At 42.4% G+C, this 26,016-nt stretch carries 24 protein-coding genes; 15 read left to right on the forward strand and 9 right to left on the reverse strand.

Features of this window, described 5'->3' with window-relative positions; all coding sequences use genetic code 11:
- The first annotated feature begins 75 nt into the window (after positions 1-75).
- Positions 76-1,179, forward strand: coding sequence for an autoinducer 2-binding periplasmic protein LuxP (locus MMA19_RS01680; protein WP_006072798.1), 1,104 nt, complete (start codon positions 76-78; stop codon positions 1,177-1,179).
- Positions 1,179-3,773, forward strand: coding sequence for a quorum-sensing autoinducer 2 sensor kinase/phosphatase LuxQ (gene luxQ / locus MMA19_RS01685; protein ID WP_240205346.1), 2,595 nt, complete (start codon positions 1,179-1,181; stop codon positions 3,771-3,773). Before MMA19_RS01680 ends, luxQ begins: the two co-directional genes overlap by 1 nt.
- A 51-nt stretch (positions 3,774-3,824) precedes the next feature.
- On the opposite strand, the gene MMA19_RS01690 is transcribed toward luxQ, so the two are convergent.
- The 5 genes from MMA19_RS01690 to MMA19_RS01710 form a co-directional block, all read right to left on the reverse strand.
- On the reverse strand, positions 3,825-5,084 hold the full coding sequence (locus tag MMA19_RS01690) for a hydroxymethylglutaryl-CoA reductase (RefSeq protein WP_240205347.1): 1,260 nt from the start codon (positions 5,082-5,084) through the stop codon (positions 3,825-3,827).
- Positions 5,085-5,245: 161 nt separating this feature from the next.
- Complete coding sequence (locus MMA19_RS01695) at positions 5,246-5,407, reverse strand: hypothetical protein (protein ID WP_006072794.1); 162 nt, start codon at positions 5,405-5,407, stop codon at positions 5,246-5,248.
- A 209-nt stretch (positions 5,408-5,616) separates the two neighbouring features.
- The gene (yccS, locus tag MMA19_RS01700; RefSeq protein WP_124942064.1) at positions 5,617-7,788 is read right to left on the reverse strand and encodes a YccS family putative transporter; all 2,172 of its coding nucleotides are present in this window, start codon (positions 7,786-7,788) and stop codon (positions 5,617-5,619) included.
- 119 nt (positions 7,789-7,907) lie between these two features.
- Positions 7,908-8,846, reverse strand: coding sequence for a ribosome biogenesis GTPase YlqF (ylqF, locus tag MMA19_RS01705; RefSeq protein WP_006072791.1), 939 nt, complete (start codon positions 8,844-8,846; stop codon positions 7,908-7,910).
- Between the two features lie 136 nt (positions 8,847-8,982).
- Positions 8,983-9,882 (reverse strand): LysR substrate-binding domain-containing protein, encoded by a 900-nt coding sequence (locus tag MMA19_RS01710; RefSeq protein WP_124942065.1) that lies wholly within the window; start codon positions 9,880-9,882, stop codon positions 8,983-8,985.
- Positions 9,883-9,994: 112 nt separating this feature from the next.
- Here MMA19_RS01710 and MMA19_RS01715 point away from each other — a divergent pair, with 112 nt between their 5' ends.
- The 6 genes from MMA19_RS01715 to MMA19_RS01740 all read left to right on the forward strand — a co-directional run bounded on the left by MMA19_RS01715 (position 9,995) and on the right by MMA19_RS01740 (position 15,637).
- A complete protein-coding gene (locus MMA19_RS01715) occupies positions 9,995-10,930 on the forward strand; it encodes a DMT family transporter (protein WP_240205348.1) in 936 nt (311 codons plus the stop codon).
- 125 nt (positions 10,931-11,055) lie between these two features.
- Positions 11,056-13,206, forward strand: coding sequence for an LruC domain-containing protein (locus MMA19_RS01720; RefSeq protein ID WP_240205349.1), 2,151 nt, complete (start codon positions 11,056-11,058; stop codon positions 13,204-13,206).
- 9 nt (positions 13,207-13,215) lie between these two features.
- The gene (locus MMA19_RS01725) at positions 13,216-13,701 is read left to right on the forward strand and encodes a hypothetical protein (RefSeq protein ID WP_006072781.1); all 486 of its coding nucleotides are present in this window, start codon (positions 13,216-13,218) and stop codon (positions 13,699-13,701) included.
- 104 nt (positions 13,702-13,805) lie between these two features.
- Positions 13,806-14,282: an RNA-binding S4 domain-containing protein gene (locus MMA19_RS01730; RefSeq protein WP_006072779.1), complete on the forward strand. Its 477-nt coding sequence runs from the start codon at positions 13,806-13,808 to the stop codon at positions 14,280-14,282.
- 97 nt (positions 14,283-14,379) lie between these two features.
- The gene (locus tag MMA19_RS01735; protein ID WP_006072778.1) at positions 14,380-15,123 is read left to right on the forward strand and encodes a phosphatase; all 744 of its coding nucleotides are present in this window, start codon (positions 14,380-14,382) and stop codon (positions 15,121-15,123) included.
- 118 nt (positions 15,124-15,241) lie between these two features.
- On the forward strand, positions 15,242-15,637 hold the full coding sequence (locus MMA19_RS01740) for a cytochrome b562 (RefSeq protein ID WP_006072776.1): 396 nt from the start codon (positions 15,242-15,244) through the stop codon (positions 15,635-15,637).
- A gap of 73 nt (positions 15,638-15,710) precedes the next feature.
- Here MMA19_RS01740 and MMA19_RS01745 read toward each other — a convergent pair whose 3' ends face one another.
- Complete coding sequence (locus tag MMA19_RS01745) at positions 15,711-17,414, reverse strand: FAD-dependent oxidoreductase (RefSeq protein ID WP_240205350.1); 1,704 nt, start codon at positions 17,412-17,414, stop codon at positions 15,711-15,713.
- A gap of 161 nt (positions 17,415-17,575) precedes the next feature.
- On the opposite strand from MMA19_RS01745, the gene MMA19_RS01750 reads away from it, so the two are divergent.
- The 3 genes from MMA19_RS01750 (at position 17,576) to MMA19_RS01760 (ending at position 18,865) form a co-directional block, all read left to right on the forward strand.
- Positions 17,576-17,911, forward strand: a complete 336-nt coding sequence (locus tag MMA19_RS01750; RefSeq protein ID WP_240205351.1) for a metalloregulator ArsR/SmtB family transcription factor — start codon at positions 17,576-17,578, stop codon at positions 17,909-17,911.
- Between the two features lie 91 nt (positions 17,912-18,002).
- Complete coding sequence (locus MMA19_RS01755; RefSeq protein ID WP_088878468.1) at positions 18,003-18,419, forward strand: YeeE/YedE family protein; 417 nt, start codon at positions 18,003-18,005, stop codon at positions 18,417-18,419.
- 11 nt (positions 18,420-18,430) lie between these two features.
- Complete coding sequence (locus MMA19_RS01760; protein ID WP_006072768.1) at positions 18,431-18,865, forward strand: YeeE/YedE family protein; 435 nt, start codon at positions 18,431-18,433, stop codon at positions 18,863-18,865.
- Between the two features lie 81 nt (positions 18,866-18,946).
- Here the strand turns inward: MMA19_RS01760 and MMA19_RS01765 are convergent, their stop codons facing one another.
- Positions 18,947-19,840 (reverse strand): endonuclease/exonuclease/phosphatase family protein, encoded by an 894-nt coding sequence (locus MMA19_RS01765; RefSeq protein ID WP_240205352.1) that lies wholly within the window; start codon positions 19,838-19,840, stop codon positions 18,947-18,949.
- A 296-nt stretch (positions 19,841-20,136) separates the two neighbouring features.
- On the opposite strand from MMA19_RS01765, the gene nrdD reads away from it, so the two are divergent.
- The 4 genes from nrdD (at position 20,137) to MMA19_RS01785 (ending at position 24,843) form a co-directional block, all read left to right on the forward strand.
- Positions 20,137-22,257 (forward strand): anaerobic ribonucleoside-triphosphate reductase, encoded by a 2,121-nt coding sequence (gene nrdD, locus MMA19_RS01770; RefSeq protein ID WP_240205353.1) that lies wholly within the window; start codon positions 20,137-20,139, stop codon positions 22,255-22,257.
- 32 nt (positions 22,258-22,289) lie between these two features.
- The gene (gene nrdG / locus MMA19_RS01775; protein WP_198558910.1) at positions 22,290-22,760 is read left to right on the forward strand and encodes an anaerobic ribonucleoside-triphosphate reductase-activating protein; all 471 of its coding nucleotides are present in this window, start codon (positions 22,290-22,292) and stop codon (positions 22,758-22,760) included.
- A 136-nt stretch (positions 22,761-22,896) separates the two neighbouring features.
- The gene (locus MMA19_RS01780) at positions 22,897-24,081 is read left to right on the forward strand and encodes an amino acid aminotransferase (protein ID WP_062461595.1); all 1,185 of its coding nucleotides are present in this window, start codon (positions 22,897-22,899) and stop codon (positions 24,079-24,081) included.
- Between the two features lie 51 nt (positions 24,082-24,132).
- Complete coding sequence (locus tag MMA19_RS01785; protein WP_240205354.1) at positions 24,133-24,843, forward strand: ATP-dependent zinc protease; 711 nt, start codon at positions 24,133-24,135, stop codon at positions 24,841-24,843.
- 54 nt (positions 24,844-24,897) lie between these two features.
- Here MMA19_RS01785 and MMA19_RS01790 read toward each other — a convergent pair whose 3' ends face one another.
- Positions 24,898-25,434 carry a hypothetical protein gene (locus tag MMA19_RS01790; protein ID WP_038226829.1) on the reverse strand — a complete coding sequence of 179 codons (537 nt, stop codon included), beginning with the start codon at positions 25,432-25,434 and terminating at the stop codon, positions 24,898-24,900.
- Positions 25,435-25,546: 112 nt separating this feature from the next.
- A complete protein-coding gene (locus MMA19_RS01795) occupies positions 25,547-25,924 on the reverse strand; it encodes a NirD/YgiW/YdeI family stress tolerance protein (RefSeq protein WP_240205355.1) in 378 nt (125 codons plus the stop codon).
- Between the last annotated feature and the right edge of the window lie 92 nt (positions 25,925-26,016).

The following is a 26,016-nucleotide window of genomic DNA, read 5'->3' on the forward strand; positions in this document are numbered from 1 at the left end:
CTGTAGCAAGATGACTGGCTGAACACATAGATGTTGTATACACTTGTTCTATAACAGAATAATGATAAGCAACACATGAACAGAATCTATTCAACTTTGCTAGCTTCCATAATCATTCCATTCGCCACTCAGTCGGCAGCGAGTGAAATATTGCCGGGCTATTGGGATTACCAAGAATATCTCCGTGCCCATCCTGTTCAAGAACAGCTTACCAATGAACTTTCCGAGGTTGTTAGGCGACAGCCAACACCACTCTCTGTCGAGCAGAATAAACCAGTGACAATATCGGTGGTTTACCCCGGTCAACAGGTGTCTGATTATTGGGTTAGGAACATCAAAGCCTTCGAGACACGTATGGAAGAACTTGGTATTAACTACGAGCTTAACCAAGTTTTTACTCGACCTAATATTGATTTGCGACAGCAAAGTGTTTCGCTGATGGAAGCGGTAAAAAACAAGTCCGGTTATTTGATTTTTACACTAGATACGACACGTCATCGTAAGTTCATTGAACACGTAATTCATTCAACTGACACCAAGCTCATCTTGCAGAATATCACGACTCCAGTGAGAGCATGGGATGAAAACCCTCCGTTTCTTTATGTTGGTTTTGACCATGTGATTGGCAGTCATCTACTCTCAGATTACTTTAAACAGCGCTTTGAAAATAACCATTCCTATTCTGTCTTGTATTTTTCAGAAGGTTACGTTAGCGATGCACGTGGCGGTACATTTATCCAAGACATGGAAGACTCGGGTAACTATCAACTCGCATCATCCTATTACACAAAAGCGAACAAAGAGAGTGGCTACAAGGCGGCATTGAGTAGCTTGCAACAGAACCCAGACATTAGCTTTATTTATGCTTGCTCAACGGATGTAGCTCTAGGCGCAGTTGATGCTCTAGAGCAGCTTAAACGCAATGATATCGTTATTAATGGTTGGGGAGGAGGGTCTGCTGAACTTGATGCGATCGCTAATAATAAGCTTGATGTAACCGTTATGAGAATGAATGACGACACTGGTGTTGCAATGGCTGAAGCTATTAAGTGGGACCTTGAAGGAAAGCCCGTACCAACGGTTTATTCCGGTGATTTTGAACTAGTTACCAGTAAAGATTCGCAATCAAGGATCGATGAATTGAAAAAGAAAGCATTTAGATATTCTGATAAAAGCTGATGCCACTAACGAACTTCAATAAACATAAAACACTCGCGACGCTTATTACTCGTACGGTTGTATGGGTAGTGACGATCTTTACTGTAGGGGTGTTGATTCAAAGTTGGCATTTAAGCCGAGATATCGTGCAAGAAGAAGTGCAACGAACCTCGCGCCAAACGAGTAGTTTAATACATAACTTCTTCGAATATCGCCTCGCTTCGTTACAAATTTTGCAAGACAGTAATGCCAAAAGTGATACGGTTGAGAGTTTTTTCAACAATCATGATTCTCGCTCGTTAGACTATTTTTTTCTCCGAGAAGACAACCTTGAGCCAATCCATTCTCCAGACTTTCGATTTATCAGTCATTTAAGTGATGTGATTTGGGATGACGGCAATGCTCTTTTCTATGGTTTGGAGTCTTCTAGTTTAAATGAGCTGTTTCACAAAGTAGACATCCACAGTAATTGGAATGCACTGGTTACTGACTCTCAGTTAGGACTTAAGCACACTTTGATTCGACGTACGCCAATTATCCAAAGCGAGTCGGGGGAAGTCCTTGGGTTCCTATTTGTTGGCGTTGTTCTAGATGACAATGCAGGTTTGTTAGCTAGCTTGTTGCGTGGCAGCAATAGTGATGATGTTATTCTGCGTTTTGGTAATAAATTTATTGCGTCGACCATTTCACCTGATGACAACTATACGCTTAAATCAATTTCTGATTTGATTTATAGCGGAGAAACAGATTTAAATCGTTTATTGATCACTGAAACAAACTTAACTGTCGGGACGAAACAAGATGTCTTGACTATCTTTTCAGTACAGCGAAACCCTAGTGTTCTTGCACTACGTAATAGCTATTTATTTTGGATTTTTCTTTCGCTTGTCGTCATAACCACCATATCTTTTTTAACTAGGCGCTGGCTAAATAGAAAAGTAACTCAAGAATTGTCTGAGCTGATGGTTTACACCAAAGTCGCTGTAAATAAAGAGCGGGTTCAGAGGTTTGCTGGTTCAAGTATCCATGAGTTCAATCATATTGGTAACACGTTAAGCAATACTTTTGAACGCTTGTCAGAGCAAGAAAAACTGTTCCAAGACCTATTCAATTTTTCTCTTTCCCCAATCATTGTCTGGACTGAGAAAGCCACTATTCTCCAAATTAACCCGGCAGCGAAAAAATCATTAGAGCTGTTTGAAGAATTAAATCAGTCAAACAGCGAGAGCTTTGTTCTATTTGTAAACGAGATGACGCCACTTGTTATGAAGGCGAGTATGGGAGCGACGTTAACAGGTATTGATGTCCCTATTGGAGAAAAAGTTTTTAGGTGGAGTTTATCCGCGATTCAGACTAGGGATGACAGTACGTTGGTGCTATCACAGGGCCAAGACATTACTAAATTGGTCGAGGCAGAAAAGCAAAGTATTAAAGCTCGTAAAGAAGCCGAATGGTCAGCTAAAGCTAGAACTGACTTTTTAGCGAAAATGAGTCATGAAATTCGTACACCATTAAATGGAATCTTAGGTATTTCACAGCTCCTTAAGCAAGGAGGCGATGATGGTAAATATCAAGAACAAATTGAAGTGCTTTGTAACAGTGGTGAACACCTACTGGCAGTGTTGAACGATATTTTAGATTTCTCCAAAATTGAGAATGGTAGCTTTAAGCTTGAAAAACATAACTTCAAGTTCAAAGAAGTGATTACTGCGATTGAGGGTATATATAAGCCTCTTTGCGATCATAAGAATATTGAGCTCGTTATCCAAAATGGTTTAAATGAAAATACAGCCTTAAATACAGATCAGGTTCGCCTCAATCAGATTTTGTTCAATCTAGTTAGTAACGCGATAAAGTTCACCCACAAAGGGCACGTTAAGGTAAGTTTTGCGCTTAAAACCACAGATTCGAGTAAAACCAATTGGTTAACTATTCATGTCGAAGACACCGGTATTGGTATCCTTAGTAATCAAATTCAACAGGTTTTTGACCCATTTGTTCAGTCGGAAGCAACGTTGACACGTGAGTATGGTGGTAGTGGTCTTGGGTTAGCGATTGTTAAAAACTTAGTGACTATTTTTGATGGTCAAATCAATGTAAGTAGTGAGGTAGGTCGCGGGACTCATTTCGAAGTTAGGTTACCCGTAGAAACAGCAATCGGGCAAGCTGAACAAAGTGTTGAAGAAACGGTTATCGATTTCAATTTGTTTTCTGAAGTAGTAAATGTGCTGCTGGTAGAAGACAACCATACCAACGCCTTTATTGCCAAAGCCTTCTGTGAAAAGTACGGTATGAATGTGATTTGGGCTAAAGACGGGCAGGAAGCGCTAGAGATTCTGAGTACGATGTCGTTTGAGTTGATCTTAATGGACAACCAATTACCTTCCGTATCAGGTATTGAAGTGACTAAACGAATTCGGAATACGATTAATCAAAAAGTTCCTATCTACGCTTGTACCGCAGACAATTTAGATTCAACCCGACAAGCCTTCTTTGCTGCTGGCGCAGATTTTGTCATTGTGAAACCGATTAAAGAGAAATCTCTGTACGAAGCATTACGACACTTCAAACAATATCATTATCACCTAGGAGCAAACCAGGCGGTAGAGAAGTAATTAAGGCAGGGAAGCGCAATTCGCTTCCCTGTTTTTAGTCGTCGGTATGGACTAACGAGCGAGCTTGTGATGGGCATTGGAGAAGTGGCCAGCACAAAATGCACCAACAATCGACAGCTCACCAGCTAAACAAAGGCTTGCTGCAACTTCCGCCAAGGCTTGGGAGTTACCGGTTCCATGCAAACCTAGTAAATCTAAGCAGGCTTTTTGACTTGGTAAGCCCGTGCCGCCCCCAACCGTACCAACCATTAGGTTTGGTAAGGTTACGCTAGCATACAACTCGCCCGCATCAGTCACTTCCATACGCGTCATGCCAATAGCAGACTCTGCAACGCATGCGGCATCTTGCCCACAAGCGATATAGAGTGCTGCTAACGCATTGGCGTAATGTGCGTTGATACCGATAGTACCACTGAGCGCTCCGCCAACCGTGGTCATCTGACCAAACTGCGCCATTTTTTTTGGGGTAGTGTGAAGGTATTTTTCGACTAAGCTTGCTGGAATAAGAACTTCAGCGGTGACTTTCTTGCCTCTAACGCTACGTAGGGTTTGAGAGTTGGCTTTTTTATCACCGGATAAGTTACCGTCGAGAAACGCATAATCCGGCTCAATAGGGGTATGCATCATGATGTAATCAAATACAACGTTGGTTGCTATGGTCACCATGTTTTGACCTGAAGCGTCTCCTGTCAAATACTCGAATACCAGATAAACATGATTACCTTCAATATTGACGTTGATATCGCTTAACTTTCCGTGTGATGTTGTAGATTCAGCTAATTGTTTAAAGTGGTCAAACTGTGTTACTAACCAAGCCACAAACTTTCCGGCTTCAATTAACGACTTGAAGGCGAAACCAGGGGTGCGCGTTACGCCCTCATTAAGCAACATAGCGCTAGCACCGCCGCAAGCAGTAATAAGATTAGCACCTCGGTTGTAAGAAGCAACAAGAGCGGCTTCTGTTGTTGCCAACGGGACTTGATAGTCGCCCTGTGCAAATAACCCATTGACCCGTAGAGGACCTGCTGTACCAACAGGCATTTTTAGAGTGCCTATGAAAAACTCGATATTTTTGGCATAGCTATCCATTTGGGATTCGGTATGAGCATCGAGTAATTGTGACTTGGCTTCAGAGTTATCAAGAATTCCCCAGCGGTAGTCAACATTACGAGCAGTTAGATAAGGGCTACGATTCACTTTTCGAGAAGGTGTGTGTTGCTTAGGCGATAACTTAGCATCGAACTCAGTCAAAGTGAGATCTTTATCAATACTAGTGAGGTAATCACGTTTATGAAGGTTAACTTTTGGCATGCGGATCTTAGTAAAACAGTTTGGAAGGGGATTCTACCCACCTAACACTCAGATACAAGGAGTTCCAGTGCGGTTATGTGACATCTTATTACTTTGCCACGTGAATCCAATGGGTTACTGAGAGAAAATGCAATACTTTGAAACAATACAACGGTTGGTATTTACTGGAATAGTTGTGTCAGAGCGCTGACTTCTTCGTCACTAAGTAGACTCGCAGCACTTGGGGAAAGTTGGTTGGAAATTTCACCTTGTAACGCTTTTAATTGCTGAGGAGATAGCAATTTGAGTTGTTCTCTTAACTGTTCAAACTGTTGCGTCGACATTCTATGACCTTTATTTAAATTGTTGAGTAAAGCAGTCTGAGTTCCGTTCATCTTCACATCGTAATATGGTGCTGATGCTTAATCTATCGTTGAACTGATGAGAATTTGTCCGAGTATTGTAAGGAACAGTTAATTGAACTGTAAGAATAGTCAGGTTGCTTTCACTTACAATAAACAGAAGCAACCTGAATGGCGGGGCCCAGCGAGACCTAAACCTGTTTGGTGCCCTCATTATGTGGTTGTGTCAGGGCGTCAGTTAACGCGTGGAATTCGGGCAACATTCGATAAATTAAGTGTAATTGTTGCAGGACCATACGAGCCGAACGATCATCTTCATCACGCCATTCTATTAATCGTCGGTGTATATCAAACTGATCAACGGTAGTTACGTTATTTTCATTCCCCATACCTTCAAGTTGATTTTCTAGTAATTCGATATGATGGTTTATGGTCCTATGTGCCTCCAAGACGAGAAGGTGGATTGACTCGTCTTCGAGTCGTTGCCTATGCGCGCCCAAAGCCGATACATAACTGAGAAGCGCATGACTTAGCGTTAAGAAGCGAAAACTCTTATCGGTGTCCACTTGATAACGTCCTGGTTCCGCCAACATATTTGAAATCGCAGTCGAAAGATTAGCATCGGCATTATGAGCATCGCGTCTGGCGATACGATAATTCAGGTCATCTTTTTTACCCAGACGATATTGACCGATAATCTGCATTAGATATCTTCGATTTGTCCTCAGCGAATTCGCCATAATCTTGTGCATACGTTTCGACTCCCAATCCGGGAGAATAAAGTAGACGGCACTTACTGCTAGAGCACAGCCAATAAGTGTATCCATCAGACGTGGCAATACCACGGCATAACCTTCACCAAGCTGATGAAAACAAAGCAGCACAAGTACTGTGATAAAGCCGGTAGCGTATCCGTAATTGTTGATTCTAAATGCAAAGAACATCACGCCAGACAGGACAATCAGGAACAGTTGGCTTTCGGGAGAAGGGAACAGAGTAAGTAAAGGGACGCCGACAAATAACCCAACAAGTGTACCTGCAATTCGCGCTGAGAGCTTTTGACGTGTTGCGCTGTAGTTTGGCTGGCACACAAAGAGTGTCGTCAGCAAGATCCAATAGCCTCGATCGAGATTGAAGCCTTGAATAATGCCATAGCCAATAGTCAGCGCTATTGATAGGCGAACGGCATGTCGAAACAGTATCGACTCTTTCGACATACTTGCTTTGATTCGATTCCACATCGCTGTGAACGTATGTGGGTTGGTGTCGTCCAGTATCCCGTCTTCTAAAACGTTACTATCCGGATTACTGACGTTACTAAGTAGCTTTTCTACAGTAGCCAAGTTATTAAACAGATAATTTAGCTGAACTAATAAAGGTGACCATTCAGGATTATTTTGTTGCTCCAGATACTCAATTGAATCTTGTAATTCGACTAACGCTTTAATCGAGTCGTTGCTGTGAGAGTATTTTTTCCCCAACTTAAGTGCAAAGGCGATCTCTTTACAGGCTTTAGCCTGCATTTCCAATACATGCTTGAAACGAAACAGGACATCAGAATGCGAAAATTGGGTTGCCAACTCTTGATAGCGATAGTGACTTGAGCTTACGCGCTCATGAATGTCTTGCGCGATAAAGTAAACCTGTAAAAAGCGATCACTTGGTCCATCGACGTGACCACGTCGAGAGCGGTTCAATAACGTCGATTTGCAAGCATTGAGCGCGAAGACGGTACATGCATTAAGGCTAGCTTCTTTTAAGCGATGCGGCTGTGGAATCAGGTTTAACGTAGGGTGGAATAAGTTTCTTTTGGCATCTAGATACAAACTCAATTCATTAAACACATTAGAGAGACTTTGCTGAACAGGTTGCATTGGCCAGAAACTATTCCAAATAATAGAAACTAAGTAATACCAACTCGCACCACCTAGTAGTAACAAAGGCTGGAACCAAATGTTCGTGCTTTCATGTGCTCCGAGCATAGTATAGATGGCGAGTAACAATGAGCCGAATGCGATACTAGAGTAACGAGGGCCGATGGCGCCGAGAATAATAAACAGGAACGTAGAACAAAAAAGCCCAATCGCGAACAACCAAGGTATGTTAAATAGAATCTCTATAGAAAATGCGGCAATGGCAAAGCAAATGAGGGTAAGGGTGATGGCTTTAATGCGCCCGAAGAAATTGTCGTCAGTTTCGGCTAGCGCAGCGGCGATGACGCCGAGAATTAATGGTGTAACCCATGTGTGTTGCTCGAAGTACCAAGCTGGAATCACAACGCCTAATAGCGCTATGAGCATTAACACACTGTAGTTAAACGTTTTATTGGCCCATTGAAGGCGAAGTTGACCAAGAATGCTCACAATAGAATGCTGTATCTGATAAAACCGTTATTCTAGCAGAAACTACTGTGGCTTATAAATGACTGTTTTCTAGGAAGAACGAGTAACATTCGTTCTTCCTAATAGCAAAAGGTGAGGAATTAACGCTTGTTCTTTAGGTAACGTTTACGGCGTTCTTCTTTGCGTTTAGCTTTCTCTTCCGCTTTACGTGTAGCTTCGATTTCCACTTGAACGAGCTCTTCAGTAATCATTTCAGGTAATTCAAGAGTGACTTGACCTAAAGTACCGTTTCGCAATTCGTGAAGTAGAATCTCGGAAGCTTTGTGAAGGTTAACACGACCACCAGATTGTAAAGCACCGCGTTTACGACCAATTAGCTCCATAAGTTCTAAATCAGATTCAGGAAGTTCTTCGTCGATCTGATAACGTTCTTTCAGACGTTCTGGATACTGAGCCGCCATATACTCCACGGTGTAGAACGCCACTTCATCGTATTCAATAGCGGTATCTTTTACTGCGCCAGTAGCCGCCAATCTAAAACCACTATGGGGGTTTTCGACTTTTGGCCATAAAATCCCCGGAGTATCAGAAAGCACGATACCGTTTTGCAAGTTAATTCGTTGTTGACGACGAGTAACGGCAGGTTGGTTGCCTGTCACTGCGATGGTTCTGCCGGCAAGGGTGTTGATGATAGTAGACTTACCAACATTTGGGATTCCCATGATCATCGTGCGAATGTTTTTACCAATCTCTTCACGGTGCGGCGCGAGTTTTCGACAAAGTTCAAGAATTTTATGCACTTCTTGAGAATTAGATGTGGTGATGGCCATTGCCTTAACACCTTGCTCTTTCTCTAGGTGCTCGATCCAAAGTTCGGTCTTTTCTGGATCCGCCAAATCACGTTTGTTCAACACCTTGACGACAGGTTTGTCGCCACGGAGTTGAGAAATCATAGGGTTTTCACTACTAAATGGAATACGTGCGTCAAGCACTTCAATAATGACATCTATTTGTGGGATGACTTCTTCGATTTCTTTGCGAGCCTTGTGCATGTGGCCTGGAAACCATTGGATAGACATGAGTGAAAACCTATATTTTGAAATTTGTGCACATTGTAGGAGGTTCAACGAGATAGTAAAGCCCTGCATTCGAGTGGCGAGCGAAGTTTTTGTCGCAAAATTCTTGAATAATAGGTGGAGCAAGCGCTTATATCGACTACTCTTTTTGGCCGAACTCGGTACGCAGCCATTGTCTTAGCGTAATAACACTTTCGTATTTCAAACTCTTTGGAGAACACGCAAAGTAGAACGCTTGATAAGGATTTGGGATGGGGGAACCAAGTTCAACTAGCAGTCCTTGTTCCACTTCATCTTTGATAAACAAACGGTGAGTGACAAGTATGCCTAAGCCTCTGATGGTGGCATGTATAGCTTGTACAGAAGCATTAAAAATCAGGTGATTATGGTATCTAGGGAGTGTTAAAGCGTTGGCATTACACCATGTATCCCAATCATACTTCCGTCTATCGTTAGTAACCAAAATGCTAGGATAATCCCCTAACACAGCGTCGAGTGATATAGCTGCGTGTTTATCGAGTAGGTTAGGGCTACACACTAACACCAATTCATCGTCACCCAGTTTTTCACAATAATAATCTTGCCATTCGTCTGTTTTACCGTGAATTAAGGCGATATCGACGCCTTCTCTCTCAAGGTTAAAACTGCCAATTAAGTTTGAAATACGGATATCCAGATTTGGAGCAAAATGTTGGAGATTGGTTACTCTCGGGATCCACCAGTGAAGAGCCAATGAGTTAACCATGTTTACTGTAAGCCTATTTGTCACGGTTTTGTTAAGCAATGCTTCATTAGCTTCAACAATTTTCTCTAGAGCAGGCGCAACTTTTTTATAGTAAAGGCGGCCTTGTTGATTTAACTCTATGCGCCGTCCAATTCGAAGAAACAGCTTAGTATCGAGTTGTTCTTCTAATGATTTAATTGACTGACTTACAGCTGAGTGACTTACAAATAGCTTTTGTGCCGCTTCGGACATGCTTCCTGTTTCGGCTACGGCTACGAATGTATAGATGGATTTGAGTGCAAGGTATTTTTTCATTTATCACTCTATGTAAGCAAAACTTACATAATCATTAATAATTACTCAGTATTTTTCAGTGATCGCGATCACTATAATTTAGCCCAAAAGACACATTTCGCGAGCACGATACATGATAAAAATTTCACTAACCCATACTCCTGTTTTCTATATGCTATCGTCGACACTTAGCTTATCCGTCACTGGGTTATTAACTAAATTCTTGTCTGAAAGCCTTGATGTGACCACATTGGCGTTCTTACGATTTGCGCTTCCTGCTATGTTCATATTTTCGATACTGATTTTCACTAAGATAAGAACACCTAATTTGGCCATGGCCAAGTTACTCGTCGTAAGAGCATTGTGTATTGGAGCCTGTCAACTGTGCTTTATTTATGCATTGAACAAACTCTCACTGGTGGAAAGTGCAGTGCTATTTGGAACAGGGCCTGTCTTTATCGCAGTTTTGGAAAAGATACTCTTCAATATTAAGCTCCATTGGTCGACTATCGTAGCGTTGTTTATGACGTTTATAGGAGTGGTAACGTTGGCCAATGATGGTAGTGGGTTTGTTGTCAAACCTGAACTTTTAGTCGGTCTTCTGGCGGGGTTCTTTAATGCTGGCTCTCAACTAAGCCTATATAAAGCGTCAAAAACGGAAATGTCAGGTTTAGAAACTAATGCTTGGACATTTGGTATTGCGAGTTTAATTCTACTACCGATTGTGACGTTTTCTCACTGGACTTCTCCTCTGAGTATTTTCAGCGACAATGCTGTAAATACAGGGGTTCTTTTGGCTTTGGCGATTATGGCACTATTGATTATCAATACGCAGGTTTCGCGACACAAAGCCTATTCAACTGCTGATAGCAATTCCCAATTAGCACCTTTAATCTATAGTAATCTGGCTTTCACAGCGTTATGGCAATTCCTTGTGTTTGATGTTGATTTTAGTCACACACAGTTACTTGGTTTAATGCTCATTGTAATGACCAGTGTTCTAACAACGGTATTTCCGCCTCAAAAGGTCATTATTTCTCATAAAGAAAAGTCTTCCGTCGCAGGTTAGCTAAATTGAATTGCAGATTGAAAATAGATTTAATGGAAAGTATAACTATTTGAAATATAGTAAATAAATATATGGCATGAGTTTTGTAGACATCTGATTGATCATTCATAAGCAGGGAACAGCAGATGAAAAAACAGATGTTACCACAAGGCACAAAACGACTGGTGGCTTCCTTAGCCCTGAGCGGACTATTGTTTAGTACGTCTAGCAACGCCGCGCCGTTTGATACGTGCCCAAGCAAAGCCTATCTTTTCCAATCTAATCCAGTTCAAGTTTATGGTGTCAACCTTGTTACGGGCTCGACTAGTTTATTGCAAAGTGATACTGGTATGAATGTGAACATTAACGGTGTCGGTTTCGACTTTGACAACCGTTATATCTATGGGTATGACACTAGCAATAAGCGAATCGTTCGTTTAGGGAGCGACTTCCAAGCGGAAGTCGTGAATACATCGGGTTTACCAACTGACCACACTTTTTATGTCGGTGATGTCTACGAAAGTGTTTATTACCTTTATAGAACAGGAAAAGGACTGTTTACTATCGATCTTTCACCGCTCGCGAGTGATAGTAGTGCGGTTTTACCGGTTAATCGAGTGACGACGCGTGCGGTAGTAAGTCTCACTGACTTCGCTTTCCATCCAAGCGACGGCAAGCTCTATGGCGTAGATAACGGCTCGGGTGCTTTATATTCGTTTAACGCTAGCACAGGTCAGGAAACTTATATTGGTGATACTGGCGAAACGGGTACGTTTGGTGCAGGGTACTTCGATGTAGATGGCTACTATTATGTGTCGAGAAATCAAGATGGTCAGATCTATCGCATTGACCTTTCACCGGGTAATGCCGCAAACATTGCTGCGGGCATAGTTCCGGCTGTCAAATTTGCCGATGGTCCAAATTCGAACCAAAACGATGGCGCTCGATGTGCGAATGCACCAGTGATAGATGAGGACTCTAACATTGATTTTGGAGATGCTCCGGAAAGTTACTCAACAAAACTTGCTGACAATGGCCCACGACATGAGCTCGACGGTAGTACATGGTTGGGAAGTGGGGAACCAGATGGTGAACAAGATGGACGTTACAACAATTTAGCGGATGATGAAGTAGGCACTGATGATGAAAACGGTGTGGGATTTGTCACTGCGGTCGAACCAGGGCTTGATAGTATTGTTAGGGTTAATGCTTCCACCTCTGGGTATCTGTCTGCATGGATAGATTGGAACCAAGATGGTGACTTCGCGGATGCGGGGGAGCAGATTTTTACCGACGAATCGCTATCTGCGGGAAACAACGATCTAGTTTTTACAGCTGATATTGATGCAACAGTGGGTACAACTTGGAGTCGTTTCCGCTTTAGTCAACAAACAGGGTTAAATTATTTTGGTGGTTCAACCAGTGGTGAAGTCGAGGATCATGCTCTTACGGTTACAGGAGATGGCATCACCGTTCGCTATTATCCCAATGCCACCGGTTACGCCACTGTTGCGTTTGAGGATAACTGGCCTTATACCGCCGACTATGACATGAACGATGTCGTTGTGCGTTACCGCGTCACGGAAATTCTCAAAAACGACCAAGTAGTTAAATCTAAGATTGATGGTTACTTAGGGGCAGTGGGTGCATCTTACCATAATGGCTTTGCTATCCGACTCAAAGGTGTCAATCGTGACGATATTGATAGCGCTACCACTCGTCAAATCCAAAACGGCGAGACATTGGCTTCAAGTGGATTAGAACTGATTTCTAATGAAGCGATTATTATCATCACTAACGATACGTCGACATTTAAAGTAGACGGTTGCGATTTCCATAGGACTTTGTCTTCATGTGCTGAGCAAGAGGATGTACAACTCAACTTTACGGTTCACGTTAACTACAATAGCGGCACTACTACTGGGTTAATGGCTATGCCGTACGACCCTTTCATTTTCGCTACAGACAATACGTATCATGGAGATGGGTTTACTGAACCAGGGCGTAAATGGGAAGTGCACCTACCTAACTACGAACCAACTGAGCAATTTGACGCAGATATGTTCGCTGGCTTAGGCGTCGATGTAAGCAACTCAAATACTGGCGTGTACTTTAAGACAGCAGAGAATCTGCCTTGGGCGCTATTAATAAATGACGAGTGGGAGTGGCCACTAGAGTATATCGATTTGGTGGTTGCGTATCCTCAATTTGCTACTTACGCAGAGTCATCTGGAGAGAATGCTCAAAACTGGTTTGAATCGCAATATGCTACGCCCGGCAAATGTTACGTTCCTTAGGAGATGATTATGAATACCAAATATATAACCTTACTAATTGCCTTCGGAACACTCACTGCTTGTGGAGGCGGTGGCGGTGGTGGCGGCGACTCTTCAGGTGGGGGCTCTACGGGGAATACCACCGAGGCCGCTCCTGAGCCGGTTCCAGCTCCGGTTACAGTGTCAGTATCAAGAACAATGGGTGATCTGTCTATACCGGATACGTTGGATTATAAGCCAATCGAAGACTACTCATTGGACATTGACGCAAGTAACGACGTAACTGGTAGAGCGTTTGCCTCGGTTTATACAGAATATGAGGACGACGGCTCTGGTGTACTCACTCCAGTGTACGACAGTAAAATCGCCTCTACGTCACTGAACAATGGGAGTGCTCAAATCGATTTCTCAGCTGCAGAACACGTTGATGCGTTCTTAGTTGAAATCTGGACGTATGATGGTAACCCACCAGCTCAGAAACTCGTGTCAGCGAGTAGTAACAACCTCGCTTGGTGAGAAAAAGAGGAAAATACGAATTGCCCCGTTTTACGGGGCTTTTTAATGGCTTGCTAGTCAACAACACAGTACAATGCGGGGAAATATTCGATTCAAATCACATTATGAGCCAAGAATACAACGACGAACACTATGACGACGATGCCATTGAGATTGAAGCTATTGGTATCGAAGTTTCAAGCCATCCAATCGAGCTATACAAACTATTTAAGGTAGCAAACCTTGTTGGAGGCGGCGGTGAAGCTAAGCACTTTATAGCGGAAGGCTATGTAGCGGTGAATGGCGAGCTAGAAACGCGAAAACGACGCAAAATGTATGATGGTGACTTCTTTGAGTTTAACCAAGAATATTATGTCGTTGTATGTGACAAACCGCCTGTTGAACCTGAGGAAAGAAAACAACTGCAACCTAAACAGCCAGAGGTAGCAGCGCCTTCGTCAAAACAAAAAAAGCAGAACAAGCAGCAAAAAAAGACGAAAGAGCAATCGGCTAAACAGAAAAAGAAATCTACTGAGCCGAATAAAGCGCGCTCTAAATCAAAAGACCCTAATAGCGGACGTGGCGGTATCGATTTTTTCTAAGACGATTTACGTTATGCGAGCAATCGATATTCGCTGTCGTTAAAGTGCCACAGTTTCCGCTGATAATAGAGGCTTAATAGCAATAGAGGAGATAACAATGAAATTTGAGGTAGATACGCATACTCATACTTATGCAAGTGGGCATGCCTACAGCACCATTATTGAAAATGCTAAAGCGGCAAAAGAACATGGATTAAAAGTCCTGTGTACTACAGATCATGCTGATTCAATGCCTGGTGCCCCTCACTTTTGGTTTTTCTCCAACCAACGTGTTATCCCAAGGTTTCTATCTGACGTTGCTATTATTCGCGGTGTAGAGGCAAATATTCTTAATGTGAATGGGGACATTGATGTACATCCTACGTCATACAAAGCACTTGATTGGATTATTGGCAGCTTTCATGAGCCTGTGTTTAAACCTTCTACTAAGGAGGACCACACTCGAGCTCTCATCAATACAATTGAAAGTGGCAATGTGGATGCGCTTGGACATTTGGGAAATCCGAACTTTGACTTTGATTTTCAAAGCGTAGCGGACTGTGCGGCAGCCAATCATGTCGCAATAGAGATCAATAACTCAACGCTGAGAGGGCACAGCCGAGTCGGAAGTGTGGACCGCTGCTATGACATCGCTCGAGCAGTAAAGCGCGCGGGTGGGTACATCACTACAGGCAGTGACTCACATTTTTGCGATACCATTGGTTTATTCGAACTGACCAGTGAATTGCTGACTACGGTTGAAATGCCGACGGATAAGATTATTACTTACAACGCTCGTCAATTCTTGGATTTCCTAGAGCTGAGAGGACGCGCACCGATAGAAGAGTTTGCCGAATTCTAAGATTTGCGTAAATAACGTTTAGAAACAATTTCATTAACGTTGTAGTAACGAGATTTAGTAAACTCGGTATTCAGACCTCAGGAAACTGGGGTCTAATTGACCTTCAAAAGGAATAATAATGATAAAAATAACTACGGCTAGCCTGCTTACATCAGTTCTTTTATTTTCTACTAGTGCTCTAGCAGAGGAGGTGGACCTCAAGAAGAACATGCAAGCCATGAAGTTAGCATTTAAACAAGCAGCAGAAGCTCAGTCCATTGACGAAATGCGCAAACCAGTACTTGATTTGGAAAATCTAATTGCCGACTCAAAGCAAGGTGATTATCCACCAGAGAAAACAGAATTGTATTTGGAAGGTTTCAAAAAGCTGTCAGGCGCAGTAAGTGAAGTCAATGCGGAACTGGATCAGGGTGACCTTGAAGCGGCCAAGCAATCATTACGTGAAGTGGACAGCTTGAGATTGGAGTACCATGACAAGCGTAATCCAAGTATTTGGAAGCGTCTGTTTGGTTAACTGATATCGAATTCGGACATTAAAAAGGAGCACTCTTTGAGTGCTCCTTTTGATTTAGATTAAATAGGTAGCGCTATGCCTGTGCAAACTTAAAGGTTCGGTAGCCCCCAATTAAGTTCTTGGCTTTATAGCCATTATTCACTAATTGACGATATGCAACGTTACCGCGTAACCCCGCTTGGCAGTAAATAATGATCTCTTTATCTTTAGGAAGCTCATCCATACGTTGGCGCAGCTGATCTACGGGTATATTAATTGCGCCGTCAATGAAACCAACGTTTTCTAACTCACCTGGATTACGTACATCCAGCAACAACTGGTTGTCGCTCAAATTATCTATTTCATCGAAATGTATCGGTGTTGCATCACCTTTTAAAATATTATTGGCAACGAAGGCTGCTTGGTTGATGACATCTTTGGCGCTGCCATAAGGGGGAGCGTAAGTTAGTTCAAGATGTTGTAGCTGCTCTACGGTCATTCCTGCACGTTGAGCCACAGCTAAAACATCGATACGTTTATCAATGCCGTCTTTTCCTGCTGCTTGCGCACCAAGAATTTTGCCAGTTTCGGGGCTAAACAATAGCTTTAACGAGACTATTTCCGAACCAGGGTAATAACCGGCATGACTAGCGGTATGTACGTATACTTTCTCGTACGCGATATTATCACGTTTAAGCAACTTTTCGTTTTTACCCACGGACGCTACAGCAAGATCGAAGATCTTAACAATCGCAGTACCTTGTGTGCCTTGATAACTCTCTTTACGGCCTAACATGTTGTCAGCAGCCATCCGACCTTGACGATTAGCAGGCCCAGCTAACGGAACGAAGCTAGGTTTTCCTGTGATGAAATCAGGATCTTCAACAGCATCGCCTACTGCATAAATATACGGGTCGCTGGTTTGTAGGTGTTCGTTGACCGAGATACCACCAAACGCACCAAGTTCGAGGTCTGCGTTTTGGGCTAGGGTATTTTCCGGTCTGACACCAATAGACAAGATAAGCATATCAGTATTTAACGCATCGCCATTGTTTAATGTTAAACGTAACTTGCCTTGTAAATGTTGATGTTCGTTTGTCTCTCCAGCATTTTGATCGGCAATATGTTCATTCGGAATATACTCAACAGATTCAAGTGCTGCACTCAATCTGAGATCAATGCCTCTTTGTTTAATCTCTGCATGTGCAAAACCTGCCATTTCTTTATCAACGGGCGTCATCACCTGATCGGCCATTTCTATTAAGGTGGTACTGATTCCTAGCTGGTGGAAAGCTTCCATCATTTCTAATCCGATAAAGCCACCGCCAACGACTGTTGCATGCTCAGGCTTATTCATTTGAATCGTCTTTATGATTCGATCCATATCGGGGATATTGCGAAGGGTATGAGTCAATGGGTTATCAATGCCTGGTATGGTCGGTACAAATGGAGCCGCGCCAGGACTTAGTAATAGAAAGTCATAACTTTCAGAATATTGACTACCATCAACGAGGTTGCGAACAGTAACAAATTTGTTCTGTTTATCGATGGAAATGACTTCGTTCATAACACGAACGTCAACATTAAAACGAGCGAGGAAACTCTCTGGAGTTTGAAGTAATAACTTTGAACGGTCGGTGATATCTCCACCTATGTGATAGGGAAGACCACAATTTGCAAATGAAACGAAAGGTCCGCGCTCAAACATAATAATTTCGGCTTCTTCACTCAAACGTCGAGCTCTTGCTGCTGCAGATGCGCCACCTGCAACTCCGCCTACGATTAAAATCTTAGTCATACTTTACCTCTGTCAGTGTCGTTTAGGTGCGATGTTCTAAACGTGCATTCAATGTTCATTTGTCGTTACTATATCAATAAAATTAGAAAAGTCTAATGTAATATTATCTAAATATTAAAAAGCTAATTAAGTATTGACTAAAGTAATGAATTGGATAGATAATGCGCGCTATGCAAAATGATCAAATCGTGGAGACTGCCGTTGTGGACTTAATGGAAATGAAAAGCCGAGTCATCGATGTAGCGGATGTACTCAAAACATTATCACACCCTGATAGGCTATTTGTTTTATGCCAGCTTGTAGATGGCGAACAAGGTGCAGGCCAGCTTCAGTCCAACTCAAACCTAAGCCAGTCTGCTTTCTCCCAACATCTGTCAGTATTGAAGAAAGCAGGGCTAGTAGGGATAAGAAAAGAAGCTCAACATGTCTATTACTCTTTAAAAGATCAGAGAGTTGCAGGGCTTATAAGCCAATTACATAGTTTATATTGCGATTAATAGGGCTTTCTGTAGTGGGTTCAATTTGCGAAATTTTCGTTAAGTTTCGCCACTAACATTATTTTTAGATTTAACTCTTAGTGAGGTAACAATGGAGTTTTCAATTCCGTGGGCATCGTTATTAGGCGGCATGATGCTAGGGCTTTCCGCGACTATTTTACTATTGTTCAACGGCAAAGTAGCTGGTATTAGCGGCATAGTGAGCAAAATCTATAAAGGAAGAGCCGGCGATACAAGCTGGCGTGTATTGTTCGTATTGGGAATGGTTGTCGGCGGAGTAGCAACCGCAAAATGGTTTGGATTAGCCCCTGTTGCTATGGTCGTGTCAACACCATTAGTTCTTATCTCAGGTTTACTCGTGGGTATGGGTACTAAATTAGGCAATGGCTGTACAAGTGGTCATGGTATTTGCGGAATGGGTCGACTATCTGTTCGATCAGTAATGGCGACTGTAACCTTTATGGTGGTGGCCATGTTGACCACATTTGTTATGACACACGTGCTTTAGGAGTTTTGAATATGCAAAGGTTGATATCTATCGTTGCAGGTTTGCTATTTGGCGCAGGTATGATCATCTCAGGTATGAGTGACCCGAAGAATGTCATTGCTTTTCTCGACGTTACTGGCCATTGGTCACCAGATTTGGCGTTTGTAATGGGGGGAGCATTATTGGTATTTGCACCAAGCTATTGGCTAATCATCCGCAAGAGGAAGGAGCCAGTATGTGCAGATTCATTCTGCTTGTCCGACAACAAGAAAATTGATAGTCAGCTACTAAGCGGTGCCGCTCTGTTTGGGTTAGGTTGGGGGATTGCAGGTATCTGCCCGGGACCCGCAATTGCATCGATGGCAAACGGCAGTTATAGCGTATTGGGTTTTGTTGTCACTATGTTGGTTGGTATGTTCATTGGCGATAATATCTCAAGGAAAGAAAACGGAAAACAAGCAGCGTAGTGGCTTACCGTATTCTTGAAGTTTGTGTTAAAGGAATAACCAAAGTACTGAAAACATCGAAATGGGAAATGTCATCTCTAGTTAATCATACAACTCTATCGATAAAGGGCAGTGATCACTCATTTGGTACTTTAGCACGTCCTCGACTGGCATGAGACTTTGAACAGCAGGACTTGTTCTTAACTCTGGACTGACGATGATGTGATCGATGAGAGAGCGAAATTGGTGTGTTTTGTCGTTATTCTTGCGAGATTTTACTTTACACGTGGCTTTAGTTTGCTGAGAGGTTAAACGCGGCGCAGTATCTAGACCATTGGTGATTGTCTTCCATAACCAATCGCCGTTATACGCTAGGTTGTGATTGAAATCACCCAACAAAATGTATAACTCGTTTTGTTGTTCGACCTGCTTTAGCCAACTATTTATGACTTTTCCTTGTTTTTTTAAAGTATGACATGAGTTTTGATTGACGAATTTTCCCGAGCAACCGGCTTTTAAGTGCACTGACAACAGGTTTATTGTTTTGTTACCCACGTTAAGTTTGATTGCAGAAGCAAATCTTAGTTTACTACCTGTACTAAGAGGGAAGTCCGCTACGTCTTTGATGGACAAACCCTTTTTCACAGCGAAGCCAGTGTATTGGTTAATCGCGGAGAATTGATGTTGTTTATTAGATGGTAGTGCACGATCCGACAAATAAATGTCGTAATCGTTGCCAGCTATTTTACGGATGGCTTCCTGACTATCTACTTCTTGAAACGCTAACACGGAGGGCGAGAGGACTTCAAATTGACGTGCTAAAGCGAGAAAATCGTCCTTGCCCCTTTGACTTGCTTCGAACTTTGATGATGGATTAAGCGTTAACCATTCAATATTCCATGTAGTAAACGTTGTTGCTGACACCAATGTAGGAAAAAGTGATATTCCAATTACTAAAGAAAATAACCACTTGTAATAACTTAATGTTCTTTTCATTGCACTTGCCATTTTAAAATTCCCTCACAGCCAATGTGCCGCAAGCGTTACTAAAATTGCAACCGAAAATGCGTTAAATTTCGTGAAAAATTTTGTTTTTCCTTCATATGAGATCTACTTCATCTAGATCGAATTCTTCTTGCTCAGTAGCCAATTTTTATTGATCTGAATCAATACTTTGGTTTGGTGCTTTTCGTTAAATACACCACAATATATTGTGTCAGAATAAAAAGTAACAACCCTATATAGTGTGTTTGTGGATAACTCTGTGAGTATACTTTGGGTAAGGAGAAAGGGTGAAAACAATCGTAATCAAGAGAGACGGCTCTCGTGCTCCGTTTACAAAGGATCGTATTGAAGCTGCTGTGGTAAGTGCGGCGGAACATGCAGATAAAGAGCTCGAAATCTACGCTAAAAATGTGGCTTTAGCGGTAGAGCTCAAACTGCAGGATTGCGAACATGTAGACATTCAAGAAATTCAAACAGCGGTAGAGAATGAACTAATGCAAGGTCCATATAAAGGACTTGCTCGTTCGTACATTGAATATCGTCATGACCGTGATATTGCTCGTGAAAAGAAAAGCGCTCTGACTAAAGAGATCGAAGGTCTGATTGAAGAAAGCAACGCCGATCTTCTTAATGAGAACGCTAATAAAGATGGCAAGGTTATCCCGACGCAGCGTGATTTGTTGGCGGGTATCGTCGCTAAACACTATGCGAAGACTCGAATTCTTCCTAGGGACGTTGTGCAAGCACACGACGAAGGCGACATCCATTATCACGATCTTGATTACGCGCCTTTCTTCCCGATGTTTAACTGTATGCTCATTGATTTAAAAGGCATGTTAACGCATGGCTTTAAGATGGGTAATGCTGAGATTGATACTCCTAAATCAATTTCAACTGCTACAGCTGTAACCGCACAGATTATTGCTCAAGTGGCAAGTCATATTTATGGTGGCACAACGATTAACCGTATTGATGAAGTCTTAGCGCCTTACGTAAAAGCAAGCTATGACAAACATCTTCAAATTGCTCAAGAGTGGGACATTCACCAGCCAGAAGCATTTGCTCAAGCTCGTACGGAGAAAGAATGTTATGACGCATTCCAATCATTAGAGTACGAAGTCAACACCTTGCACACTGCCAATGGTCAAACACCATTTGTTACTTTCGGCTTTGGACTTGGTACGAGTTGGGAGTCAAAACTTATCCAACAGTCGATTCTGAAGAATCGAATCGCTGGTCTTGGCAAAAACAGCAAAACAGCAGTATTCCCTAAATTGGTGTTTGCAATCAAAGATGGCTTAAATCATAAGTCTGAAGATCCAAACTACGATGTTAAACAGCTAGCGTTAGAGTGTGCGTCTAAGCGTATGTACCCAGATATTTTAAACTACGATAAAGTGGTTGAAGTAACGGGGTCATTTAAAACGCCAATGGGTTGTCGTAGTTTCCTTGGTACATATGAAGAAAACGGTGAACTTCAACATGAAGGGCGCAATAACCTTGGTGTTGTGAGCTTGAACCTTCCTCGCATTGCTATCAAAGCCAATGGTAGTGTTGAGAAGTTTTATGAGTTATTAAACGACCGTTTAGTGCTGGCGCGTAAAGCTCTTGAAACACGTATTAGTCGTCTAGAGAAAGTTAAGGCTCGTGTTGCCCCAATCCTTTATATGGAAGGCGCATGTGGTGTACGTCTAAAAGCAGACGACTCTATCGCACCAATTTTTAAGAATGGTCGTGCTTCAATTTCTCTTGGTTACATTGGTATTCATGAGATGGTTACGGCTCTATTTGGTAATGACGTTCATATGTACGATGACAATACTATGCGCGACATGGCGCTTAATGTTATCAAGCACATGAAGCAAGTGGTAAACCAATGGGCTGAAGAAACCGGCTACGCATTTAGCTTGTACGGTACGCCAAGTGAAAACCTATGTAGTCGTTTCTGCCAAATTGATACTAAAGAATTTGGGATCATCGAAGGGGTGACAGACAAAGGCTACTACACCAATAGCTTCCACTTGGACGTGCAAAAGAAAGTTAATCCATACGACAAGATTGACTTTGAAATGCCTTACCCAGAAATCTCCTCTGGTGGTTTCATTTGTTACGGCGAATTCCCAAATATGCAGCGTAACATTGAAGCATTAGAGAATGTATGGGACTACAGTTACACGCGCGTTCCTTACTATGGTACGAATACACCAATTGACGAGTGTTATGAGTGTGGCTACATGGGAGAGTTTGACTGCACTAGCAAAGGCTTCACTTGCCCTAAATGTGGTAACCACGACTCTACTCGAGTATCTGTAACGCGTCGTGTATGCGGTTATTTAGGTAGCCCAGATGCGCGCCCATTTAACTTTGGTAAACAAGAAGAAGTTAAACGTCGCGTTAAGCACCTTTAATATCATTTACTAAGAACCAAGAGAGTCAATATATGAATTATCATCAGTATCACCCTATCGACGTAGTCAATGGACCTGGTACGCGTTGTACTCTCTTTGTTTCGGGTTGCGTTCACCAATGTCGAGGCTGCTATAACCAAGCGACATGGTCTTTGCATTCAGGACATAGCTTTACCGATGAGATGGAAGATCGGATCATTGCGGATCTAAACGATACTCGTATTAAGAAGAGAGGTTTATCGTTATCTGGAGGAGACCCGTTACACCCCTCTAATGTAAGCCGCATACTACGGCTGGTGGAACGAGTAAGGCGTGAATGTCCCGATAAAGATATCTGGCTTTGGAGCGGTTATTTGTTACAGGAGCTGTCACCTGAGCAACAACAAGTGATTGACCTAGTAGACGTGCTTGTCGATGGCAAATTCGAGAAAGAGTTGGCTGACCCAGAGTTAGAATGGCGGGGCAGTTCGAATCAAGTGATTCATCGATTCAAACAGTTTTAATATAAAAGAGGGAGCGCAATGCTCCCTTTACTATGTACACTCCGAATTAATCCTGTTTATAACAAAACTATTTCAATATTTTTAATCTAATGCTAACGTGATGCCACTACTTGAATTTCAAAGGGTTGTGACTTTCATGTTCTCTCAATTACCCGAGCCTGTGCTCGATCCTATTCTTTCCTTATCCGTTGCTTTTAGAAATGATGAGCGTGCCGACAAAGTTGATTTAGGCATTGGCGTTTATCGTAACAGTGACGGGCAAACTCCAATAATGAAAGCCATTGCTGAAGCTCAGCGCATTGTCACTACGGAACAACAGACTAAAGCTTATGTTGGTCTTGCTGGGTGTGAAGAGTTTAACCAAAGTATTGCTAAAGTCGTGTTTGGTGAAACACCTATTTATGACCGTATGTCCGTCATTCAAACTCCGGGCGCGAGTGGTGGTTTGCGCATGTTGGGAGATTTACTCAATGTCGCTCAGCCAGGGACAACTGTTTGGCTTTCGAACCCAAGCTATGTAAATCATAAACCAGTAATGGAAGCAGCGGGCCTGCAGGTTAAGTATTATCGCTACTTCGACCCTGCAACTAAACAGGTTGACCGTGATTTAATGCTATCTGATATTGCTCAAGCAGGGCAAGGCGATGTCGTATTGCTTCATGGATGTTGTCACAATCCAACTGGCGCGGATATATCGCTAGAAGATTGGAAAACCATCACAGAGCTAAGCGTGAAAAATGGCTTTGTACCATTTGTTGACGTCGCTTATCAAGGCTTCGGTGACGGGTTAGAGCAAGATGCATATGGTCTTCGACATATGGCTGAAAATGTTGAAGAAATGCTCCTTACTACGTCATGTTCTAAGAACTTCGGGCTATATCGTGAACGTACTGGAGCGGCGATCGTCATTGGTAAAAATGCGACTGAGGCTGCGAACGCGAAAGGTAAACTACTTACATTAGCTCGAGCGACGTACACAATGCCACCGGATCATGGTGCAGCATTGGTTAAAACCATCTTGGCCGATGAGTATTTAACCAACATGTGGTCAACGGAACTGACTGAAATGCAACAACGATTGGTTGCGTTGCGTGATGGCCTTTGTAAAGAATTGAAAAATACTCATTCATCTGATCAATTTGACTTTATCATGTCTCACAAAGGCATGTTTACTGTGCTAGGATTTACACCAGAGCAAATGCAGCGTTTGCGTAACGACTTTGCTATTTACGGTGTAGACGATGGGCGAATTAACATCGCTGGCTTATCAGAGTCGCAATTACCTTATGTAGCCAATGCGCTGATTGCTGTCAGTCAATAATCGATGAGCATTTATGCGCGTCACAGAAATAGAATGAATAAAGGTGAATGAATGAAACCGTGGAAAGTGATTTTACCACTGATGTTAAGTGGTGGCTTGGTAGCCTGCTCTACTACACCAAGTGAGCCAGTGACTCCACCACAAGTTGAACAGCCTAAGCAAGACACTGAAGCTGCAAAATCAGAAACAGAAAAAAGTGCAACGGAAACTGAGAGCACAAAAAAAGAAAGTGATACTCAGAAAGCACAACCAGAGAAAGAGACAAAACCCGCAGAGAAACCAGAAGCTAAGCCAGAAAAGCCAGTTGCTAAACCTGCACCAGTGAAAAATGAAGAAGGTAAATTGATACTAGGTGAGCAAGAGTATGTTCGTTTAGTTGATATGAGAGTTACGACTAAAGCACGAATTGATACAGGAGCAACTACATCGTCACTGAGTGCTGTCGATATCGTTCCATTTGAGCGTGATGGTAAAGAGTGGGTTAAGTTCAAGGTAAAACATAGTGGTGTAGAATCTAAAGAGATGAGTATGCCAGTTGAGCGTTGGGTAAAAGTAAAACAGTCAAGCTCAGAAGAGAGTGATAAACGCCCAGTTATTGTATCCGTCATTAAGATTGGTGATATGACTAGCAAGACTGAGTTTACTTTGGCTGACCGCACGCATCTTAAATACCCAGTGTTGTTAGGTCGCAGTTTCTTTAGAGATGTCGCTCTTGTAGATGTGAGCCGTAAATACGTCCAACCTAAGCCAAGCGGTAAATAATCCAAATAAAGAGTAATAAAAAATGGCTTTCCAATCGGAAAGCCATTTTTTTATTTAGAAGTTAAATGCAACAGACATTTCTACTTGGTTTCCGTAGGTGCCGTTGTCAAATAAGGCTGCGCCTATTGACAGAGCGTCGGTAGAGTGAAATCTAGCGCCAACTTTCCATATAAACTTGGTGTCGTCATTGCCGTTAAGCATACCAATTCGTGCGTCTCCTTCTACATTTTGAAGGAACCAGATACGTGAGCCAATATTGAACTCAGATGCAAAGTCTGTATCCCAAGTGTCGTGGTTTTTTTGTTTGATGTTGTGCACTAGTAACTGGCCGTACACGTCGGCAAATTGTCCTGCTGGACCGTTAAAACCAATACCGCCAGCGACATCCCAATCACCATCAAACCGACTATCACCTCGCACTATAAAGTGTGTATTTTCGGTAAAGTACGTCGTAAATTCTGCTCCCATAGTGCCAGGATCTGCGCCTAAACGAATTTGAAAAGCATTGTAGTTAAAGTTGTTAGCGTAAACCAACGAAGGGGCGGCGACTGCTAATGTTAATAGCGCAGTACGGCTTGCTTTACCTAGCATGAGAACTCCGTGATGAATTGATGTCGACATAGTCTCTAAAAATGAGTTTGTCCAGTATATAGAAAAATGGTCTGCAAAATACAGACCATTTTTGACTAAGTCGAACTTTTCTTTACATTATTTGAATGTGGTCAACCTCAATTTCTGGTGTATTTCCACCTTCGTACTCTCCGAAAATTCTTACTTTAGTTTCATTATTAATAGGTGTAGTTAATCGCGCATCGTCCATATCTACTTGAATTTCAGCATCACCGTCACTGAAAATAAACTTATCGTCCCGAACTTGACGGACTAAATAGCCATCAACAATAACGTTTTTCTCAGTAAACATACTGGTATCAGTTAATAGCTCGGTTACAGAAATCGTTTCAACCGGCCCTGTATATACGACGCTAGGCGATTTAGAATCATGGTGCCCGCCGTCTTTTGCTAACACAAGAGCTGGAGTAAGAATTAGTGCCGCTGCTAGACTCAATACCGTTTTTTTCATAACTTGGTTCCTTTTAGAGTGTCTCTTTAGTTGTCGATTACTATTAAAACGTAGTTAAGCTTAACCATTGCTGAGTGCGGCATTCATTTTCC

It is taken from the genome of Vibrio sp. CyArs1, from assembly GCF_022432925.1.
Taxonomy (GTDB): Bacteria; Pseudomonadota; Gammaproteobacteria; order Enterobacterales; family Vibrionaceae; genus Vibrio; species Vibrio mediterranei.